Below are 19,376 nucleotides of genomic sequence, written 5' to 3'. Positions count from 1 at the left end.
AGCGGTTGCGAACTCGAAGGGGAGGTGGCCATGACCGTCACGCTGGCCGAGGTGGCCGAGGCGTGCGGCCTGTCGCCGTCCACGGTCTCCAGGGCGCTGTCGGACCCGGGCCGGGTCAGCGCGCAGACCCGCGACAAGGTGCAGCGGGTCGCCCGCGAGCTGGGCTACACGCCGAACCGGGTGGCGCGCTCGCTGTCGATGGGCCGCACCGGCACCATCGGGCTGATCGTGCCGGACGTCGCCAACCCGTTCTTCCCGCCGATCATCAAGGCCGTGCAGGCGCGGGCGGCGCGCAAGGACCTGGCGGTCGTGCTGGCCGACACCGACGAGCGGGCCGCAGACGAGCTCGACCGGGCCCGCGTGCTGGCCAAGCAGGTCGACGGGCTGATCATGGTCTCGCCGCGGTCCAGCGAGGCGCGGATCGCCGAGATCGTCCGGCTCGGACCGGTCGTGTTCGTCAACCGGCAGGTGCCCGGGGCGCCGACGGTGATCATCGACAACGCGGACGGCATCCGGCAGGCGGTCGAGCACCTCGTGGCCCTCGGCCACCGGCACATCGGCTACCTGGCCGGGCCGCGGCGCTCGTGGTCCAACCAGCAGCGCACCGCGGCCATCGAGGAGGCGTGCGCGCAGCTCGGGACCGAGCTGACCGTCTTCGGGCCGTTCGAGCCGCAGGTGCAGGCCGGGGTGCAGGCGGCCGACCTGCTGCACGGCAGCCCGGTCACCGCGGTCATCGCCTACGACGACCTGATCGCGCTCGGGGTGATGGCGCGGCTGGCCGAGCGCGGGCAGAGCGTCGGGCGCGACCTCAGCGTGATCGGCATCGACGACAGCCCGCTGTCGGGGGTGGCCTATCCGACGCTCACCTCCATCCACGTGCCCGGCGCCGAGGCGGGGGCGACCGCGGTGGACCTGCTGCTGGACGTCATCGACGGCACCCACGAGGGGGGCGGCACGCCGCTGGCCGAGCTGGAGACCTACCTCGTGGTGCGCAGCTCCACCGGGCCGGCGCCGGAGCGGCGGTGAGCTTCGGGCCGCACCTGGGCGGGCGCTTCGACGTCTCGCACGACCTGCAGGCGCACGTCTACCGGCGGACCCTGGCCGAGCTGCGCCGCTGGCACGCCGTCAACGACGCCCTCGCCACGCCGGAGGACGTGCGGGCCCGCCAGGCGGCCATCCGCGCCCAGGTCCTCGCCTCTTTAGGCGGCCTCCCCGACGTCACCGGCGCCCCGCCATCCGTCGACCTGCCTGATGAGCGCGGGGTGGCGGTCGAGGCCGAGGAGTGCGGGGTGATCGACCTCGGCGACATCGTCGTCGAGAAACTCCTCCTGACCACCGCCCCCGGAGTGGTGGTGCCGGCCAACCTGTGGCGCCCCGCCGAGGTGCGCGAGCCGGCGGGCGCGGTGCTGTTCGCCTGCGGGCACGGTCCCGAGGCCAAGGCCCACCCCACCTACCAGGCCGTCTGCGCCCGCCTGGCCAGAGCCGGCCTGATCGCGCTGGCGACGGACCCGTTCGGCCAGGGCGAACGCGCCGCGACCGCCCGCACCGACGGGGGCGTCTCCGAGCACACCGACGCGGGCGTGCAGTGCTGGTGGCTGGGCCACTCGGTGGCCCGCTACTTCGTGCACGACGCCCGCCGAGCCATCGACTACCTCTCGGCCCGCCCCGACGTCGACCCGGCCCGCATCGGCATGACCGGCAACAGCGGCGGCGGCACGATCACCACCCTGCTGATGGCGCTGGAGCCGCGCCTGGCCGCCGCCGCGCCCGGCACGTTCGTCACCGGCCGCGAGGCCTACCTGTGGTCGGGCCAGGCCCAGGACGCCGAACAGGTGCTGCCCGGCGCGACCCTGGGCGGCGTCGACCACGAGGACTTCCTCCTGGCCATGGCGCCCAGGCCCACGCTCGTGCTCGCCGCCGACTACGACTTCTTCCCGATCGAGGGCACCGTCCGCAGCGTCCGCCGCGCGCGCCGCGCCTTCGGCCTGCTCGGCGCGGCCGACCGGCTGCGGCTCGTGCGCTCCGAGGTCGGGCACGGCTTCTTCCCCGAGCTGGCGCGCGCCGCGACCGCCTTCCTCGCCGAGCACCTCGGCGGCCGGGTCACCGACGAGCGCGAGCCGGAACCGCTGCCCGAGCACCTCCTGCGCTGCACCGCCAAGGGGATCTTCGCCGACCGCCCGGACACCCGCCACCCCCGCGACCTGAACCTCGCCCACCTGCCCGACGCGGGCCGGGACTGGACCGGGTGGCTGGCCGAGCGGGTGCACGCGCACCGCACGCCGCCGGAGGAGTTCTTCCCCCGCTGGTTCGACCGGCACGTCTTCTGGCGCTCCGAGGCCGACCTGTGGAACTGCGGCGTGCTGCACGGCGACCCGGAGGGCGCCCGCGAGCTGGTCATCGCGCTCGGCGAGCCGCCCGAGCCCGGCCCCGGCCGGCTGGTGCTCGCCATCGACGTGCGCGGCACCGGGGCGCTGGCTCCCGCGCCGGTCAACGCGCGAGCGCCGGGGTACTTCGACACCACCTTCAAGCTGGCCACCGACCTGCTGTGGCTGGGCGACAGCCTGGCCGCCGGGCGGGTGTTCGACGTCCTGCGGGCGGTCGGGTTCGCCTGGCGGGACGAGCGGCTGGCCGCCTGCCGTACCGGCCTGGTGCTGTACGGCGCGGGGCCGGAGGAGGCGCTGCTGGTCACGCTGGCCGCCCGCCTGGAGCCGCGGGTGCGCGCGGTGGAGGGCGCCGCGCCGCTCGACCCGCGCGCCGCCGTCGCGGCCGGAGTCGGCGAGCCCGCGTACGGCTGGCAGGCGGTGATCCCGGGCCTGGCCGCGCGCCTGGCGCCCGGCGAGCTCAGGGGATGAACAACCGCCCGGTCCCGCTGGCGGGGTCCCACAGGTCGAGGGCCCGAAGGAGGCTGCGGGCCAGGGCCCGGTGACCGTACTCGTTGGGGTGGCAGTCGTCGGCCATCCAGTGCGCGATCGGCCGGCCGCCCCACTCGGCGTGGTGGTCGACCAGCAGTGCGCCGGTGTCGGCGGCGACCTTGCGCGCCACCTCCGCGTAGGCCCCGAGGTGCTCGATCCGCTCCGGCAGCGCGCCGGGCAGGACCCGGTTGGGCGTGTGCACCACCGCCCGCGCCCCGGCGCGCTGGATGCGCGTCACGGCCTCGGCGTAGGCGGCGTGGAAGCCGTCGAGCCCGCGCGTCCCGTCCAGGCAGTCGTTCATGCCGAACATCAGCGAGACCACGTCCGGCTCGAACCGCGCGAGGTCCGGCTGGGTGAACCGCGCGCCGCTCACCGCGGTGTTCACCACCACGTCGCCGGGCCGCTCCAGCTCGAAGCGGACGCGCTCGGCGAAGAGCTGGGTGTAGTCGCGGAAGCCGAAGGTGTGGAGCGCCCCCTGGGTCACGCTGTCGCCGCAGAACAACCAGAGCACGTTCATCCCTTCACCGCACCGACCAGGACGCCCTTCGCGAAGTGCCGCTGCAGGAAAGGATAGACGAGCAAGATCGGCACCAGTGAGACGACCAGGACGGCCATCTGCATGGCCTGCTGCGGCGGCGGCAGCTCGCCGGTCAGCGCCGCGTTGTCCACGCCCATGGTCGAGCCGTCCACCACGTAGGTGCGCAGCACGAGCTGGAGCGGCCAGTCGGCCGAGTCGTTGAGGTAGAGCTGCGCGGCGAAGAAGCTGTTCCAGTAGGAGACCGCGTAGAACAGCCCGACCACGGCCAGCACCGCCTTCGACAGCGGCAGCACGATCTGCCACAACACCCGCAGCTCGCCTGCGCCGTCCATGCGCGCCGAGTCGAGCAGGTCACGCGGCAGGTCCAGGAAGAACGACCGGATGACGATCACGTTGAACCCGTTGATCAGCACCGGCAGGATCAGCGACCAGTGCGACTCCAGCAGCCCGAGCTGCCGGACCACCAGGTAGAGCGGGATGATGCCGGGCGAGAACAGCAGCGTGAACAGCACGAGCATCAGCAGCGGCCGCGAGCCGAGGCTGCCCGGCCGCGACAGCGCGTAGGCCAGCAGCGTGCTGCAGCCCAGGCTGAGCACGGTGCCGACGACGGTGACGAGGAGCGAGATCACCAGCGCCCGCGAGACCACCCCGCCGGCGAAGATCGCCCGGTAGGCGTCGAAGGTGACCGGCGAGGGCCACAGCACGTAGCCGCCCGCGGCGTTGATCTGCGCCTGCCCGGCCAGGCTGGTGGCGACCACCGCGGCGAACGGCAGTACCACCACCGCGCAGCACAGCAGCAGGAGCACGCCCTTGGCGGCCCGCACGGGCGGGGAAGGGGTGAAGGTGTTCATCGGGAGTAGACGCCCCTTTCGCCGAACAGGTGGGCCAGCTTGTTGGCGCCGAGCACCAGCGCGACCCCGATCACGCCCTTGACCAGGCCGACCGCGGCCGACGTCCCCCAGCCCCCGTTGATCACGCCGTTGTTGTAGACGTAGGTGTCCAGCACCTCCGAGGCGTCCACGCCGACCGCGCGCTGCTGGAGCAGGATCTGCTCGAAGCCGACGGTGAGCGCGTCGCCGAGCTTGAGGATGAGCAGCAGCACGATCACGCCGCGGATGGAGGGCAGCGTGATGTGCCAGAGCTGGCGCAGCCGCGAGGCCCCGTCCACCGCCGCCGCCTCGTAGAGCTCGACGTCCACCCGGGAGAGCGCGGCCAGGAACAGGATGGTGCCCCAGCCGGTGTCCTTCCAGACGACCTGGCTGGTGATCAGCACCTTGAACAGCTCGGGGTCGCCGATGATCGAGAAGCCTTCCATGCCCTTGCTGCGCAGCCACGCGTTGAGCAGGCCGCCGTTGCCCAGCATGTGCTGGAACAGCGCGACGACGATCACCCAGGACATGAAGTGCGGCAGGTAGAGCACCGACTGCACGAGGCGCTTGAGCCGTTCCGACAGCAGCGAGTTGAGCAGCAGCGCCAGCGCGATCGGCACCGGGAAGACGAAGACCACCTGCAGGAAGGCGATGATCAGCGTGTTGCTCAGCGCGGTCAGGAACAGCGGGTCGAGGGTGAGGATGACCCCGAAGTTGTCCCAGCCGACCCAGGGGGAGCCGGCGATGCCGAGGTAGGGCTGGTAGTCCTTGAAGGCGATCACGTTGCCCAGCAGCGGCAGGTACTGGAAGACGACGATCACCGCCATGCCGGGGACGGCCAGCAGGAGCAGGAAGCCGTCCCGCCGCAGCCGCTCACGCATGGAAGCTCGCCGAGGCGGTGCGCGCGTACGGCAGGCACTGGGCCAGCGCCCCGTCCGGGTACGGGTCGAGTGCCTCGAACTCCACCGCCCCGAACCGCTCCAGGTGTTCCAGCCGCGCCAGCAGCCCGCCGTAGCGCCGGTCGATGACGTCCCAGCCGAACGGCTTGTTGTCGCCGCACCACACCTCGCGGTGCCGCTCGCGGAGCTCCCGCACCTGCTCCGCCAGGCCCGGTACGGCCCGGCGCTCCCGGTGCAGCACGACCTTGGCGGCCAAGGTCTCGGCCAGCGCCCGCGGGAAGGCCAGCCGTACGTCGCCGGGCAGCGGCCCCTCCAGCCGGGCGGCCAGTTCCGCGTAGTGCCCGGCCAGCCAGCCGGGCAGGCCGGCGGTGAGGAAGCTGAGCACCGGGTCGTGCCAGAGCAGCCACTTGGCCGGGTTGCCCCGCCAGCGCGCCGGATCGCCCGCCCCCGGCAGGTAGTCGAGCTCGGCGGCGGCCAGCCACGCCTCCAAGGTGGCGTCGCAGGAGCCGCGGAAGTCGGCGGCCAGCCGCGCGGAGGGCCGCAGCGGGTCGCGTTCCGGCTCGGCGCCGTAGGCGAGCGCGGCGAAGGCCTGGACGGCCGGGAGCGCGGAGAACAGGTCGCACTCGGTCCCGTCGTTGCCCCACATGGTGATCGCCGCCTCGGTGAGCCCCTCGGCGCGTGCGGCGGTCATCCCGGCGGTCAGCGTCGCCAGGGCGCGGGGCAGGGCGGCCCACAGCCGGTGGTGGGTCCAGCCGCTCGCCGTGAAGACGGGCGTCTTGCCCAGGTCGCGGCGGTGGCGGCCGATCCAGCCGGCGTAGAAGGCGGCGTCGCCGTGCTCGTAGTCCCAGTAGACCAGCTCGGCCTCGGCCGGGATCTGCCCGGCCACCCAGGAGGGGATCTCGGTGGCCGGGTCGTAGTAGTCGCCGGTGGCCGAGCCGAGCCGGAAGTACATGTCGCTCCAGATCATCGGCGCCAGGCCGTGCTCGCGGCACAGGCCGAGCACGTTCTTCAGGTGCGCCGAGAGGATTTCGAAGGGCGGCCGGTCGCCGAAGCGCCTGCGGTAGCCGCCGGTGCCGACGCCGTGCGCCTCGTCGAGGCCGACGTGCACCCGCCGGCTGCGGAAGCAGGAGGCGACCGTGGCCAGCATGCGGCCGATCAGCGCGTAGCCCTCGGCCGCCTCGGCCATGAGCACCCGTTCGGTGTCGCGCAGCGGCCAGTAGGCCGGCCACTGCAGGATCTGCTCGAAGTGGCCGAGCGTCTGCACGCACGGGATCACCTCGATGCCGAGCCGGTGCGCGGTGTCGTCGATGGCCCGCAGTTCCTCGGGGGTGTAGGGGCCGCGGGCGTAGCCGAGCACGGGCTCCCCGGCCACCTGGTAGGTGTCCTCCATGTAGAGCCAGAGCGTGTCGATGCCCATGAGCGCGCACTTGCGCAGGTAGGAGGCCACGGCCTCGGGGCGCATGACGGCGTTGCGCGAGGTGTCGAGCATCACCGCCAGGCTGGTGAACGGGCTGGACTCGGCGCGCTCGGCGGCCTCGCCGAGGAGCGCGCCGAGCGCCCGGTAGGCGTCGCGCGGGCGGGCGTAGCCGATGCGCCAGCCGTACTCCTCGGCGGTGGTCGAGAAGCCCGCGACGGCGGGGTCGGGTTCGAGGCGGACCTCGGGGCCGTGGCCGAACCGCCGGGGGTACTCGGCGGCGAGCTCGGCCAGGCCGCCGCTCAGCTCGCCGGGTGCGGACAGGCGCATCGGGGCGACCTCCTAGGAACGGGTGAGGATCAGGCCGGAGTTGGGCGCCAGGGTGACCTGGCCGGTGTGCGCGGCGCCGTGGCTGTCGGTCCAGGTGCCGGCGGGCAGCGGCAGTGTCGAGGTGGCGGTGGAGGAGGGGTTCACCACGGTGCGCCCGCGCTGGTAGTCGCGGTACCACAGGCCGCCGGCGTGCTGCGCCGGGGCGGCCGTGGGGGCGCCGAGGTCGAGGTCCAGCTCGGGCCGGTCGACGAAGTAGCCGTAGTCGAACCGGCCGACCAGCGCGAGCATCGTGGCCGGCTCGCGGACCAGCAGGTAGTTGGCGATGATCCAGTCGATCTGGCTCTGGCTCGCGGTGGCCAGCGCCCCGGTGGTCATGCCGACGCTGACGACCGGCTTGGCGGGCACGACCGAGCGGTAGAGGGCGAAGGTCTGCGCCCACTCGCCGTCGAGGATGTTGCTGTCGCGGGCCCGGGTGAAGCCGCCCTCGTGCAGCCACAGGTCGACGATGCGCACGGCCTTGGCGGACTTGTCGCGCTGGAAGGCGTTGGCGCCGAGCGGGCTGATGTTGCCGGCCAGGCCCACGTCGTACTTGTGCAGCTTGTTGCGCAGCCAGCACAGCCAGTCGAGGAAGACCTGGGCGTAGGCGGGGTCGTCCAGGCCGCTGTACTGCTGCACCCAGGCGCCGGAGGCGTCGTAGTGGCCGGCCGCGGCGGTCCAGTTCCACGGCACGACGTTGTCGAGGGCGATCCAGCGGTAGCCGGCCTGGATGTTCGGCAGCACCAGGGTGGTGAAGTAGAACTCGCGCACCGCGGGGTTGGCCACGTCGAGGGTGACGATGGGCGAGCTGCCGCCCTGGATCACCGGGCTGGTCCGGTCGGCCTGGTACATGATCCAGTCCGGGTGGTTGGCCTGGTACCACGACAGCGTCCGGGCCGGGCCGTTGTCGCGGATGGCCGGCAGGTAGCGGCTGGGCACCACGTCCGGCGGCTGCGCGTCCAGCGGGTAGGCGCCCCACACGAACGGCACGCGGCCCTGGTAGACCGAGCGGTCGGGCATGCGGTTGTCGAAGACCTGGCCGCGGGAGATGCCGTGGGCCTGGGTGCGCGGCTGGAGCAGGTCGGCCCGGCGCCCGGCGCCCGCGCTGGTGGCGGTGCCGGCGACGAGAACGGCCGCTAAGGCGGTGAGGGTGAGCAGGCGGCGCATCATGGGTCAGTTCCTCCCGGTCTTCTGCAACGAGTCGGCGTACTCGGCGCGGATCCTGTCCCCGCCGCCGGACCTCCACGCGGCCACGCCCTCGGCCCAGGCGGAGACGGGCTTGCGGCCCTGGATGATGTCGGCCTGCAGGTCCTTCATGCGCTTGTCGAGCGCGGCGCCCTGGGCCTGGTCGGTGGGGGAGTACAGGCCGCCGGTCGGCCAGGCCTCCCGGGTGGCGAGAGCGGTCTTCTCGGCCTCGTACTCGTTCCTGGTGATGTCGGGGAAGCCCGGCGTGTAGTGCACCACCGGCGAGGCGGCGATGTAGAGCGTCGGCACGGTGGTCTCGGACTTGCCGACGTCGGTGTGGAGGGGGTCGCTGCCCTTGAGGGTGAAGTCCCAGTCCTTGACGCCGTAGACGCGCTGGCGGTGCTCGGCGGTGCCGAAGGGGGAGACCAGCCAGTCGAGCACCCGCAGCACCTCCTGGACGCGTTCCTTGGGAGCCTTCTTCAGTCCGGTGATGGAGAAGACGGCGGGACCGAGGTAGGTGGCCGCCTGGCCGCCGCCGTCGAACTTCGGCGCGGCGATGGCCTTGATCTCGGCCTTCGGATCGGCCGCGCGGGCCGCGACGGCGATGTTCGACCAGGTCGAGGCGCCGACGTGGATCTTGGTGGCGCCCGAGGACATCCAGGCGACCTTCTGCGCGCCGGTGGCGGTGAAGGCGTCGGGGTGGAAGGCCTGCTCGGCCCACATCCTGGCGACGAGTTCGAGGGCCTTCGCGAACCGCGGGTCCTCGTAGTTCTTGGTGAAGCGGCCGCCCTCGACCCGCCAGTTGTTGGCGATCCCGAGCATCGAGCCGACGTACTCCAGGGTGGACAGCGGCTCGTCGATGGCCCACTTGTTGGCGGCCGGCTCGCTCAGCGCGCGGCACAGCTCCAGGAACTCCGCGCCGGTCTTGACGTCGAGGTCGAGCCCCTTGGCGGCGATCAGGTCGGCGCGGGCCGAGGCGGCCAGCCGTACCGCGGGCAGGTGGATGGGGATGCCGTAGATGCCGCCGTTGTAGACGGTGGACTGCCAGCTCACCGTGGGGATGTTGGCCAGGCCCGGATAGTCCTTGATCCGGTCGCCGGACACGAACTCCGACAGCTCCTGGAACCTGGCCTCCAGCAGGCCGGGCAGTTGCGGGGTGTTGGCCCGGACCTCCATGGTGTCGGGCAGGTCGCCGCCGGCCATCAGCGTCTGGAACTTGTTGACGTAGTCGGCCGTCGGCGCGCCGGTGACCTTGAGCTCGGCGCCGAGCGCGGTGTTGAGCGCCTGCCAGTAGCGGTTGCCGGGCAGCGGGGTGGGCGGGGTGTTCATGGTGCACAGCGCGTGGATGGTGCCGCCGCGGGCCGGCGTGCCGGTGGTGAAGCGGACCGGGTCGGCCGGGTAGGCGAAGAAGGCCGGGAGCGCCCCTTCCGGCGTGCCGGGCAGGTCGGGCTCGAGCCCGGTGTAGGGCAGGTGGTCGGGCAACCGTACGGCGGCGCGGGAGGTCTGGGCCCCTGGTCCGGAGCCTGGTCCGCCGCCTGATCCGGAGCCGCAGGCGGCCAGCGCGCCCAGCGCGGCGAACCCGAGCGCACCCTTGATCACCTGCCGTCGAGGCACGGGGGAGTGGTCCATCGCGGGACACGTCCTTTCATGACCGGGGGTGGGCACAAGAGTGCAAGCGCTTGCGTTTCTTGTCAATACATGGCCACAATGCTCACGAAAACCGCACATTCAATCGTGGCAAGCGGTTGTCGCAACGAATGGAAACCGGGCCATGCCATGGGTGAGCCGCACAACCGCCTGACCAGGTTTCCTGACCATGCGAGTCAAGTGAAGAAAGTTCAAATTGCGGCGAATGGGTCTTGAGGGGCGTCAGGAGCGTTGCTACATTCTTGACACTCTCCTGACACGGGGTGGTGAGCGATGGACCGCTTGCGGCCGCCAGTCGCGATCAAGATCTTGATCGCGGGCGGATTCGGCGCGGGCAAGACCACGATGGTCGGGGCGGTCTCGGAAACCCGCCCGGTACGCACGGAGGAACGCATCAGCGGCTTCTCCGGCGTGGAAGGCAAGTCCACGACCACGGTGGCCATGGACTACGGCCGCATCACCATCCGCGACCAGTACCTTCTGTACCTGTTCGGCACCCCCGGCCAGGCCCGCTTCTGGTTCGTCTGGGACGAGCTGGCCTCCGGCGCGGTCGGCGCGGTGGTGCTGGCCGACGTCCGCCGCCTGGCCGACAGCTTCCCGGCCATCGACTACTTCGAGCAGCACCGCACGCCCTTCGTGGTCGCGCTCAACCGCTTCGAGGGCGCCGGCGAGCTGCCTCTGCACGCGGTACGGCAGGCGCTCGACCTGGACATCGACGTCCCCATGGTGACCTGCGACGCCCGGCGCCGGGAATCGGGCAAGGAGGTGCTCATCGCCCTGCTCCAGCACGCGGCCGGGCGGGCGGGCATCCACGCATGATGAGGCGGTCGGCCGGAACCGCTACCTTTGTCCGATGGAGGAGATCGACCGCCGCATCGTCACGCTCCTGGCCGCCGACGGCCGGATGAGCTTCACCGACCTGGCCAAGGAGACCGGCCTGTCGGTCTCGGCGGTGCACCAGCGGGTGCGCCGGCTGGAGAAGCGCGGCGTTCTGCGCGGCTACACCGCGCTGGTCGACCACGAGGCGATCGGGTTGCCGCTGACCGCGTTCGTGTCCATCAAGCCGATCGACCCCGCCGCTCCCGACGACGCCCCCGACCGGCTGGCCCACCTCGTCGAGATCGAGGCGTGCCACAGCGTGGCCGGGGACGAGAGCTACATCCTGAAGGTGCGGGTGGGCTCGCCGCACGCGCTGGAGGACCTGCTCCAGCGCATCCGCGCGGCGGCCAACGTCTCCACCCGCACCACCGTGGTGCTGAGCACCCCGTTCGAGCACCGCCCGCCGACCATCGGCGAGGCGCCCGCGGCCGAGTAGGGCCTAACGGCTCGCCTGGAAGTGGGCGCGCAGCCGGGCCTTCGCGGTCTCGCCCGCACCCAGGTGCTCCAGGCCCAGCAGCGCCGCCCCCGCCAGCGGCGGCAGGTCGGCCACCACCGGCTTGGCCTGCGGCGCGCGCCGGGCGAACTCCTCCTCCAGCCGCGCCTCCAGCAACGGGTGCCGCGCGGCCAGCACGCCGCCGCCCAGCACCACCTCGGCCGGCGTGTCGAGCAGGTCGAGCCGGCGCAGGCAGACCTCCGCCATCGCCACCACCTCGGCCGCCTGCCGGCCCACGATGGAGCGTGCCACCGCGTCCCCGGCCTGGGCCACCTCGAACAACCCCGGCGCGAGCACCTGCAGTCCCGCGCACTCGATCCGCCCGGCGTGCAGCTCCAGCACCACCTCCAGGACGGTGGCCACGCCGAACCGCTCCTTGACCAGCTCGGTCAGCACCGTGTCCGGGCCGCGCCCGTCCTCGGCCCTGACCGCGTGCCACAGCACGTCCGTGCCCAGGTCCAGGCCGCCGCCCCAGTCGCCGCTCAGCGCGCCCAGGGCCGGGAAGCGCGCCACCTGGCCGGTGGGGGAGACCCCCACCGCGTTCATGCCCGCCCCGCACACCACGGCCACCCCCCACGGGTTGGCCGCACCCGCGCGCAGCAGGGCGAAGGTGTCGTTGCCGACCGTCACGGAACCGGCCAGGCCGCGCCCGGCCAGCTCCGCGGCGATCGCCGCCTCCTCCTCGGGGAAGTCGGCGTTGGCCAGGTAGGCGGCCACATGCCCGGCGTACGGCGGCGCCGCACCGGGACCGGCCGCCCGCCGTACCGCCTCCTCCAGCCGGTCCACGGCCGGCGCCAAGCCGGTCTGGCCCGGATCGAACCCGCCGCCCCGCACGGTGGCCAGGACACTGCCGTCCATCGCCACCAGCGCCACGTCGGTCTTGCTGTTGCCCCCGTCGACGGCCAGCAGCCGCCCTGCGGTGTTCACCCCTTGACTCCCGTCAGCGTGACTCCCTCGATGAAGACCCGCTGGGCCAGGAAGAAGACGATGATCACCGGTGCGGTGACCAGGAGGGTGGCGGCCATGGTGAGGTTCCACTGCACGCTGTGGAAGGCCTTGAAGGTCGCCAGCCCCAGGGAGAGCGTCCAGCCGCTCTGGTCACCGGGGTCGGTGTAGAGCAACGGGCCGTAGTAGTCGTTCCAGCAGTAGAAGAAGGAGAACATCGCCACCGCGGCGATCGCCGGACGGGCCATCGGCAGCACGACCTTGACCAGGGTGCGGAAGTCGGAGCAGCCGTCCACCTGCGCGGCGTCGAAGTAGTCGCGCGGGATGCTGACCAGGAACTGGCGCAGCAGGAAGATGGAGAAGCAGTCGCCGAGCAGCATGGGCAGGATCAGCGGCCACAGCGAGCCGGTGAGGCCGAGGTTGACCCAGATGGTGAAGACCGGGATCGCGACCACCTGCGGCGGCAGCATCATCCAGGCGATGACCAGCAGCAGCATGAACCGCCGGCCGCGGAAGCGGAAGCGGGCCAGGGCGTAGGCGGCCGGGATGGACGACAGCAGCATGAAGACGGTCGCCAGACCGGCGTACAGGAAGCTGTTGACCATCCAGGTCATGAGCTGGGAGTCGGCGAAGACGGTGACGAAGTTGCCCCAGTGCCAGTCCTGGGGCCACAACTGGCTGGTCAGCGCCTGCTCGTCGGTCATCAGGGCGGTCAGCCCGACGAAGACGACGGGCGCGAGGAACATGATCGCCAGGGCCACGGCTATGGCGTGGACGGCGATCCAGTGCAGGGCACGGCGCCGGCGGGCCGTACCGCGGGCGGCCCGGGCGGCCGCGCGCGGTGCGACGGGGCGGGGCGGAGCGGCGACGCTCATGAGGCCTCCTCGGCGAAGCGGAAGCGGCGCAGCAGGAACAGGGTGAAGACCATCGCGGTCAGGAAGAGCGCCAGCGCCAGCACGCAGGCGTAACCGAGCTCGTAGTCGCGAAAGCCGGAGTGGAACAGATGCTGCGGCAGGGTGAGCAGGGAGCCCTCGGGGTAGCCGGGGGTGAAGGTGGACCCGGCCGAGTCGGTCGCGCCGGAGGCCACCCGGGAGGCGATCATCGCCTGGGTGAAGTACTGGAGCGCGTAGATGACCCCGGTGATGGCCGTGAACATCAGCACCGGCGAGATGGTCGGCAGCGTGATGCTCCTGAACTGCCGCCAGGCCCCGGCGCCGTCGATGGAGGCCGCCTCGTACAGGTGCTTGGGCACGTCGAGCAGGGCGGCCAGGAAGATCACCATCGTGTTGCCCGCGCCCCACATGCCGAGCAGCGTGAGGCTCGGCTTGGACCAGGCCGGGTCGCCGAACCAGTCGGGACCGGCGACGCCGAGCAGCGACAGCAGGTTGTTGACCGGACCGGTGGCCGGGTTGAGCAGGAAGACGAAGGCGACCGTGCCGGCCACCATGGGCACCAGCGAGGGCAGGTAGAAGATGGTGCGGAAGACGCCCGCCCCGGCCTTGATCCGGGTGACGAGCTGCGCCAGCGCCAGGGCGAAGGCGAGCTGGGCGGGCACCATGAAGACGACCAGCCAGAGCGTGTTGCGGGCCGACTGCCAGACCCGCTCGTCGGAGAGCAGGTACTCGTAGTTGGCGAGCCCGACGAACTCCAGGGTGTAGAGGTCGTAGCGGTGGAAGGAGTAGAAGACCGTCGCGAGCAGCGGGTAGACGAGGAAGATCGCCAGACCGGCCAGCAGGGGCGAGAGCCAGACCAGGGCACGCAGGCCCTGGCCGCGCCGCCGGACGGGCGGCGCGGCGAGGGAGGAAGCCACGATCAGCCTCCGGACAGCTTCAGCTTGTCGTTGATCCGCTTGTCGACGTCCTTGAGCCCGGCGTCCAGGTCCTTGACGGAGCCCTTCTCCCACGAGGTGAGGAAGGTGCTGAAGGCGTCCTGGTTGAAGACGCTGTTGACGTTGGCGGGCAGCGTCGAGGTCTTCGGGTGGGCGAAGATGTCGAGGAAGGTCTTGAAGTTGGCGTCGTTGGCCAGCTTCGGCGACTCGGCCGCGGCCTTCGTGGTGGGCACGTTGCGCAGCGCGTTGGACAGGGTCACCAGCGAGTCGGTGTCGGTGGTGAGGTACTTGACCAGTTCCCAGGCGTGCTGCGGGTTCTTGGCGCCCTTCGGCACGCCGATGACGGTGCCGGCGGTGAAGCCGCTGCCGTACAGGTCGGGCTTGTCGTCGGCGACCGGCAGCGGGGCGGTGCCGTAGTCGAGGGTCTTGGCCTTGGGGTCGTTGGCGATCATGGCGTTGCGCCACTCACCGTCGACGATCATGGCGACCTTGCCCTTGAAGAAGGGGTGCTCGGCGCCCCACTCGTCGCCCAGGCTCTTACGGAACTTCTCCAGGTTGGCGTAGCCGTACCAGTCGACCAGTTCCTTCTGCCAGGTGAGGAGCTGCTTCCAGGCGGGGTCGGAGCCGATGGCCGAGGTGCCGTCCTCGTTGTACCACTTCGCGCCGGTCATCGGGCCGAGGTGGGAGGGGGAGTTCTCGTAGTACTGGAAGCTCGGGATGAAGCCGGCGACCTTGATGGTGCCGTCGGCGTCGCGCACGGTGAGCTTCTTGGTCAGCTCGGTCAGCTCGCTCAGCGTCTTGGGCGGCTCGCTGCCCTTCATCAGGGCCTTGTTGTAGTACAGGCCGTAGGCGTCGGCCAGCAGCGGCATGGTGCAGCGCTTGCCCTCGAACTCGGTGTAGGAGCGCGAGGCGGCCGGCAGCACCGACAGGTCGATGCCGTCCTGCTGGATGACCGGGGTGAGGTCCTGGAACGCTCCGCTCTTGCACCACTGGGCGACGTTGTCGGTGGTGAAGGAGGCGGCCACGTCGGGCGCCTTGCCGCTGCGGATGGCCGAGGTGATCTGGTCGTCCTGGATGCCCTTCTTGGCGACGACCTTGATCTGCGGGAACTTCTTGTTGAAGCCGGCGATCGCGTCCTCGAAGGCCTTGACCTCGGCGTCGGTGGAGAAGCCGTGCCACAGTTCCAGCGAGGCCGGAGGCAGGGCGGCGGCGGCCGGCTCGGTGCCGGCCGCGCTGGGCTTGGGCTGGGCGCCGAGGGTGGGCGGCGCCTCCCGGGTGGCGGTGCAGGCGGTCAGGGCCAGAAGCCCGGCGACCGCGAGGGGGATCAAACGCACGGGGGGTGCCTCCTGATCGTTTTAGGGAAAGACCTCTTCACGGGTGGCGTCCAGGGCGAGGCCGAGGGCTCCGGCCAGGACGGGGTTGCCTTCGACGCTCGACAGCCGCACCTGCGGCCGCGGGATGGTCTGGGCGTGCAGTTCGTGTTCGATGAGCTCGCGCAGCGTCTCGCCGCCCGCGCTCAGCACTCCGCCGGTCAGCACGATCAGCGCCGGGTCCAGGACGGATGTGATGGCGGCCAGGCCGACCGCCAGCCGAGCGGCCACGTCGCGCAGTCCCGCCCTGGCGTCGTCCGAGCGGGGGCTGAGCCGGACCGCGTTGGTGATCGCCTGGCGGAAGTCGGCGCCGCGCACGCCGTACGACCTGAGCAGTTTGTGGATCGCCCGGCCACCGGTGAGCGCCTGGTAGCCGTGGTCGCCGGTGCGCCCGGTCTCCCGGGCGGTGGGCGCGCCCGGAGTGGGCATGTAGCCGACCTCGCCCGCGCCGCCGGTCGCGCCGCGGTGCAGCCGGCCGCCGAGCACGACCGCAGAGCCAAGGCCCTCGTCGGCCCAGAGCAGCACGAAGTCGCCGTGGCCGCGGGCCGCGCCGTGCGCCTGTTCGGCGAGCGCGACCAGGTTGACGTTGTTCTCCACGTCGACCGGGACGCCCAGGCCCTTGCTGAGGGTGGGCACCAGGTCGGGGATCTGCCAGCCGGGCATGTCCTTGGCGGTGGCGTAGCCCAGCTTGCCGGTGCTGGGATCGACCGCCGCCTGCACGCCGATGACGACGTGGCGCAGCCCCGGGGGCGGGTTGGCCCCGGCCAGCGCGCTCTTGAGCCGCTCGACCAGGCCCCCGGTGGGCCGGCGCGGCGTCTCCAGCGTGTGCTCGCCGACGACCGTGCCGGTCAGGTCGGCCACGCGCACCTCGATCCGGTCGGGGGTGACGTCGAGCGCGGCGGCGTAGGCGGCCTCCGGGTTGATGCGGTAGACCTCGGCGGTCCGGCCCGGCAGGCCTTCCCGGATGCCGTCGAGCACCACCAGCCCCGCCTCCTGGAGGCGGGAGAGCAGCTGGGAGGCTGTGGGCTTCGACAAACCGGTCAAAGTACCGATTTCCGGGCGTGTCAGGGGACCGCGCTCCAAGAGCGCCTCCAAGGCTGCGCGGTCGTTGATCGCGCGCAGCAGGCTCGGGGTCCCAGGCTTCACATCGGCTCCTCGTTGTGGGTTAGGAAACTTTCCTAACTAGCTCTGACCATAGGGAACTCGGACCGTCCGGGTCAAGCGGCGCAACCAAGCCGTGACCCTCGCTGCGGCATACTTGATAGTCGTCTTCACAGCGGGAGTGCCCTATTTCGACTCATTCCGAGCTCGCCAGGGAGCAAAACTACGTCACGCGCCTGTATGAGCGCCTCGACGTACTGCGCGAGCGAACCCAGCGGCAACTCAAGGACGTCCTGGCCACGGGCGCGGTCGGCACGCAACAGAACCGCTCCGAGCGTGACAGCTTCGCCGGCATGTACGCCGCCCGGCTGGCCCGCCTGTGGGCGGTCGAGCGCGGCCTGGCCTTCGGCCGGCTCGACCAGGCCGACGGCGACCGCTTCTACATCGGCAAGATCGGCCTGACCGACGACGAGCAGGAACGGCTGCTCATCGACTGGCGGGCCCCCGTGGCGCAGCCGTTCTACCGCGCCACGCCCGCCGCGCCGATGGGCGTCACCGTACGGCGGCACATCCAGACCCGCGGCCGTACCGTCACCGGCGTCGACGACGACCTGCTCGACCTCGACAACCTGGCCGACGCCGACCGCGCCACGCTGAACGGCGAGGCCGCGCTGCTGGCCGCGCTCGGCGAGCAGCGCACCGGCCGCATGCGCGACATCGTCGCGACCATCCAGGGCGAGCAGGACCGCGTCATCCGCTCCGACCTCAACGGCGTCCTGGTGGTCCAGGGCGGCCCCGGCACCGGCAAGACCGTCGTCGCGCTGCACCGCGCCGCCTACCTGCTGTACTCGCACCGCGAGCGGCTGGAGCGGCGCGGCGTGCTCATCCTCGGGCCCAACCCGACCTTCCTGCGCTACATCGAGCAGGTGCTGCCCTCGCTGGGCGAGACCGACGTGCTGCTGTCCACCGTCGGCGAGCTCTACCCGGGCGTCACCGGCCTGGCCCGCGAGCGGCCTGAGACCGCCGCGCTCAAGGGCAGCCTGCGGATGACCGAGGTGCTCACGCGGGCCGTACGCGAGCGGCAGCGGGTGCCGCGCAGCACGGTCGAGCTGCCGCTGGGCCGCTACACGCTGACCATCGACGGCCGCATGCTCGACGCCGCCCGCAGCAAGGCGATCAAGTCGCGCCGCCCGCACAACGCCGCCCGCGCGGTCTTCGTCCGCTCCCTGCTCAACGCGCTGGCCCGCCAGGCGGGCAAGAAGCTCGGCAAGGGGCTGCTCGACGACGACGAGCTCGCCGACCTGCGCGAGGACCTGCGCACAGAACCGGTCGTCCGCAGCGCGCTCAACCGCTGGTGGCCCTACCTCACGCCGCAGCGGCTGCTCATCTCCCTGTACGGCTCGCCCGACCGCCTGGCCGCGGCCGGGCTGACCCCGCAGGAGGCCGAGCTGCTGGCCCGCACCGGCGGCGACTGGACCGAGGCCGACGTCCCCCTGCTCGACGAGGCGGCCGAGCTGCTCGGCGAGATCGACGAGCAGGTCCTGCGCGCCTCGGCCGCGCACGCCGAGGAGGAACTGCTGGCCGCCCGGCTGGCCGAGGAGCGCGAGCGCGAGTCCGAACTCGCCTACGCGCGCGAGGTGCTGGAGCTGACCGGCCTGTCGGACGTCATGGAGGCCGAGCGCCTGGCCGAGCGCCAGCGCGGCGAGGGCCCTTACCTCACCACCGCCGAGCGGGCCGCCGCCGACCGCACCTGGGCCTTCGGCCACGTCATCGTGGACGAGGCGCAGGAGCTGTCGCCGATGGCCTGGCGCGCGGTGATGCGGCGGGTGCCGACCCGGTCGATGACCATCGTCGGCGACATCGCCCAGACCGGCTCGGCGGCCGGCGCCCGCTCCTGGGGCGAGGTGCTCGACCCCTACGTCGCCGGTCGCTGGCGGCAGGAGGAGCTGACGGTCAACTACCGCACGCCCGTCGAGCTCATGGCGGTCGCCGCCGACGTGCTGGCCGCCATCGGGCCGGAGCTGCGCCCGCCGCTGTCGGTGCGCGAGAGCGGCTTCCAGCCGTGGTCCGCGCCGCTGGCCGAACTGCCCGCCCTGGTCAAGGCCTCGGCCGAGGCCGGGGGCAAGACGGTGGTGATCGCCCCGGAGTCGATGCTGGCGACGCTCAGCCTCGGCGACGCGGTCGTGGTACGGCCCGGCGAGCGGGCCGGCGCGGAGGCGCTTGACGCCCCGGTGGCGGTCATGGGCGTCGGCGACACCAAGGGACTGGAGTTCGACTCGGTGATCGTCGTGGAGCCGGCGGGCATCGTGGCGGAGTCACCGCGCGGCTTGAGCGATCTTTACGTAGCTTTGACCCGGGCCACGCAACGGCTCGGCGTCGTGCACGACTTGCCCCTTCCGTCCAGCCTGTCCCGCCTGGGAAATGTCCCGACAACGGGTCATTGAGCAGTGCGCCAAGCATGTCCTAGCTGCGAAAACTTGATGTTGCCGCTGATCGGGACACGGTTGACATCATCGCCAGAGTCGGTAGTTTGCTGCCCAGTCCAGCACGGGACTTGGCCGGTTGGCCGTCTCTGACATCGACAGATCCTGCGTCCGTGACGAAGCCGATGGTTTCGTCCACACAGCCAGGTGCAGGGCCGTCGGTCCGTCGAGTCGGGGCACCCCAACCGGACGGGGGGTTGGACCCGGGACGGGCCCGGCAGCCCAGTAGACAACGGAACTCCGCGCTCGCCGCCGACGGGACGGATCCGGTCCGAAGGGTTGCCGGGCCCTCTTCCCGTTCCCGTGCTCCCGGACTCACCGCGAGAGCGCCGGGCGGTCCCACGACGGTGGGTCCGCCCCGCCCGGTCCGGCCGGCCGCGCGAGGGCGGGTGCGGTTGTGCCAGCACGTCCGGTCGGGAGGAGAAGCACCGGCGTGGGGCAGGACCT

The 19,376-nt window shown here is 72.0% G+C and carries 16 protein-coding genes; 5 read left to right on the top strand and 11 right to left on the bottom strand.

The window, feature by feature from the left end; genetic code table 11:
• The first annotated feature begins 30 nt into the window (after positions 1 to 30).
• Both ACIBG7_RS36670 and ACIBG7_RS36665 read left to right on the top strand, forming a co-directional pair.
• A complete protein-coding gene (locus tag ACIBG7_RS36670; protein ID WP_397339228.1) occupies positions 31 to 1,026 on the top strand; it encodes a LacI family DNA-binding transcriptional regulator in 996 nt (331 codons plus the stop codon).
• Positions 1,023 to 2,852, top strand: coding sequence for a dienelactone hydrolase family protein (locus ACIBG7_RS36665; protein WP_357930289.1), 1,830 nt, complete (start codon positions 1,023 to 1,025; stop codon positions 2,850 to 2,852). The genes ACIBG7_RS36670 and ACIBG7_RS36665 overlap by 4 nt, the downstream gene beginning before the upstream one ends.
• On the opposite strand, the gene ACIBG7_RS36660 is transcribed toward ACIBG7_RS36665, so the two are convergent.
• The 6 genes from ACIBG7_RS36660 to ACIBG7_RS36635 are packed head-to-tail and all read right to left on the bottom strand — an operon-like array spanning position 2,842 to position 9,812.
• Positions 2,842 to 3,429, bottom strand: a complete 588-nt coding sequence (locus ACIBG7_RS36660; RefSeq protein WP_397339227.1) for an SGNH/GDSL hydrolase family protein — start codon at positions 3,427 to 3,429, stop codon at positions 2,842 to 2,844. The two genes, ACIBG7_RS36665 and ACIBG7_RS36660, sit on opposite strands and share 11 nt — an antisense overlap.
• A complete protein-coding gene (locus ACIBG7_RS36655) occupies positions 3,426 to 4,301 on the bottom strand; it encodes a carbohydrate ABC transporter permease (RefSeq protein ID WP_357930286.1) in 876 nt (291 codons plus the stop codon). Before ACIBG7_RS36655 ends, ACIBG7_RS36660 begins: the two co-directional genes overlap by 4 nt.
• Positions 4,298 to 5,200, bottom strand: coding sequence for an ABC transporter permease subunit (locus tag ACIBG7_RS36650; RefSeq protein WP_357930284.1), 903 nt, complete (start codon positions 5,198 to 5,200; stop codon positions 4,298 to 4,300). Before ACIBG7_RS36650 ends, ACIBG7_RS36655 begins: the two co-directional genes overlap by 4 nt.
• Positions 5,193 to 6,962 (bottom strand): hypothetical protein, encoded by a 1,770-nt coding sequence (locus tag ACIBG7_RS36645; protein ID WP_397339226.1) that lies wholly within the window; start codon positions 6,960 to 6,962, stop codon positions 5,193 to 5,195. Before ACIBG7_RS36645 ends, ACIBG7_RS36650 begins: the two co-directional genes overlap by 8 nt.
• 12 nt (positions 6,963 to 6,974) lie before the next feature.
• The gene (locus ACIBG7_RS36640; RefSeq protein ID WP_397339225.1) at positions 6,975 to 8,168 is read right to left on the bottom strand and encodes a putative glycoside hydrolase; all 1,194 of its coding nucleotides are present in this window, start codon (positions 8,166 to 8,168) and stop codon (positions 6,975 to 6,977) included.
• A 3-nt stretch (positions 8,169 to 8,171) separates the two neighbouring features.
• The gene (locus tag ACIBG7_RS36635; protein WP_397339224.1) at positions 8,172 to 9,812 is read right to left on the bottom strand and encodes an extracellular solute-binding protein; all 1,641 of its coding nucleotides are present in this window, start codon (positions 9,810 to 9,812) and stop codon (positions 8,172 to 8,174) included.
• 291 nt (positions 9,813 to 10,103) lie between these two features.
• Between ACIBG7_RS36635 and ACIBG7_RS36630 the strand changes: the two genes are divergently transcribed.
• Positions 10,104 to 10,649 (top strand): ATP/GTP-binding protein, encoded by a 546-nt coding sequence (locus tag ACIBG7_RS36630; RefSeq protein ID WP_357930273.1) that lies wholly within the window; start codon positions 10,104 to 10,106, stop codon positions 10,647 to 10,649.
• Between the two features lie 34 nt (positions 10,650 to 10,683).
• Positions 10,684 to 11,145, top strand: a complete 462-nt coding sequence (locus ACIBG7_RS36625) for an AsnC family transcriptional regulator (RefSeq protein ID WP_357930271.1) — start codon at positions 10,684 to 10,686, stop codon at positions 11,143 to 11,145.
• Positions 11,146 to 11,148: 3 nt separating this feature from the next.
• Here ACIBG7_RS36625 and ACIBG7_RS36620 read toward each other — a convergent pair whose 3' ends face one another.
• The 5 genes from ACIBG7_RS36620 to ACIBG7_RS36600 are packed head-to-tail and all read right to left on the bottom strand — an operon-like array spanning position 11,149 to position 16,491.
• Positions 11,149 to 12,129, bottom strand: coding sequence for a BadF/BadG/BcrA/BcrD ATPase family protein (locus tag ACIBG7_RS36620; protein ID WP_357930268.1), 981 nt, complete (start codon positions 12,127 to 12,129; stop codon positions 11,149 to 11,151).
• Positions 12,126 to 13,022, bottom strand: a complete 897-nt coding sequence (locus tag ACIBG7_RS36615) for a carbohydrate ABC transporter permease (RefSeq protein WP_357930266.1) — start codon at positions 13,020 to 13,022, stop codon at positions 12,126 to 12,128. Before ACIBG7_RS36615 ends, ACIBG7_RS36620 begins: the two co-directional genes overlap by 4 nt.
• Positions 13,019 to 13,957, bottom strand: a complete 939-nt coding sequence (locus tag ACIBG7_RS36610) for a sugar ABC transporter permease (protein ID WP_357930264.1) — start codon at positions 13,955 to 13,957, stop codon at positions 13,019 to 13,021. The genes ACIBG7_RS36615 and ACIBG7_RS36610 overlap by 4 nt, the downstream gene beginning before the upstream one ends.
• Before the next feature lie 2 nt (positions 13,958 to 13,959).
• Positions 13,960 to 15,309 carry an ABC transporter substrate-binding protein gene (locus ACIBG7_RS36605; RefSeq protein WP_397339223.1) on the bottom strand — a complete coding sequence of 450 codons (1,350 nt, stop codon included), beginning with the start codon at positions 15,307 to 15,309 and terminating at the stop codon, positions 13,960 to 13,962.
• A 21-nt stretch (positions 15,310 to 15,330) separates the two neighbouring features.
• Positions 15,331 to 16,491 (bottom strand): ROK family protein, encoded by a 1,161-nt coding sequence (locus ACIBG7_RS36600; RefSeq protein ID WP_397339222.1) that lies wholly within the window; start codon positions 16,489 to 16,491, stop codon positions 15,331 to 15,333.
• Positions 16,492 to 16,799: 308 nt separating this feature from the next.
• Between ACIBG7_RS36600 and ACIBG7_RS36595 the strand changes: the two genes are divergently transcribed.
• On the top strand, positions 16,800 to 18,890 hold the full coding sequence (locus ACIBG7_RS36595) for a DNA/RNA helicase domain-containing protein (protein ID WP_357930255.1): 2,091 nt from the start codon (positions 16,800 to 16,802) through the stop codon (positions 18,888 to 18,890).
• Positions 18,891 to 19,376 lie beyond the last annotated feature (486 nt).

Source organism: Nonomuraea sp. NPDC050328 (genome assembly GCF_044459405.1).
GTDB lineage: Bacteria > Actinomycetota > Actinomycetes > Streptosporangiales > Streptosporangiaceae > Nonomuraea.
The sequence above is the reverse complement of the archived record's forward strand: the minus strand, read 5'-3'. Positions and strand labels throughout refer to the sequence as shown.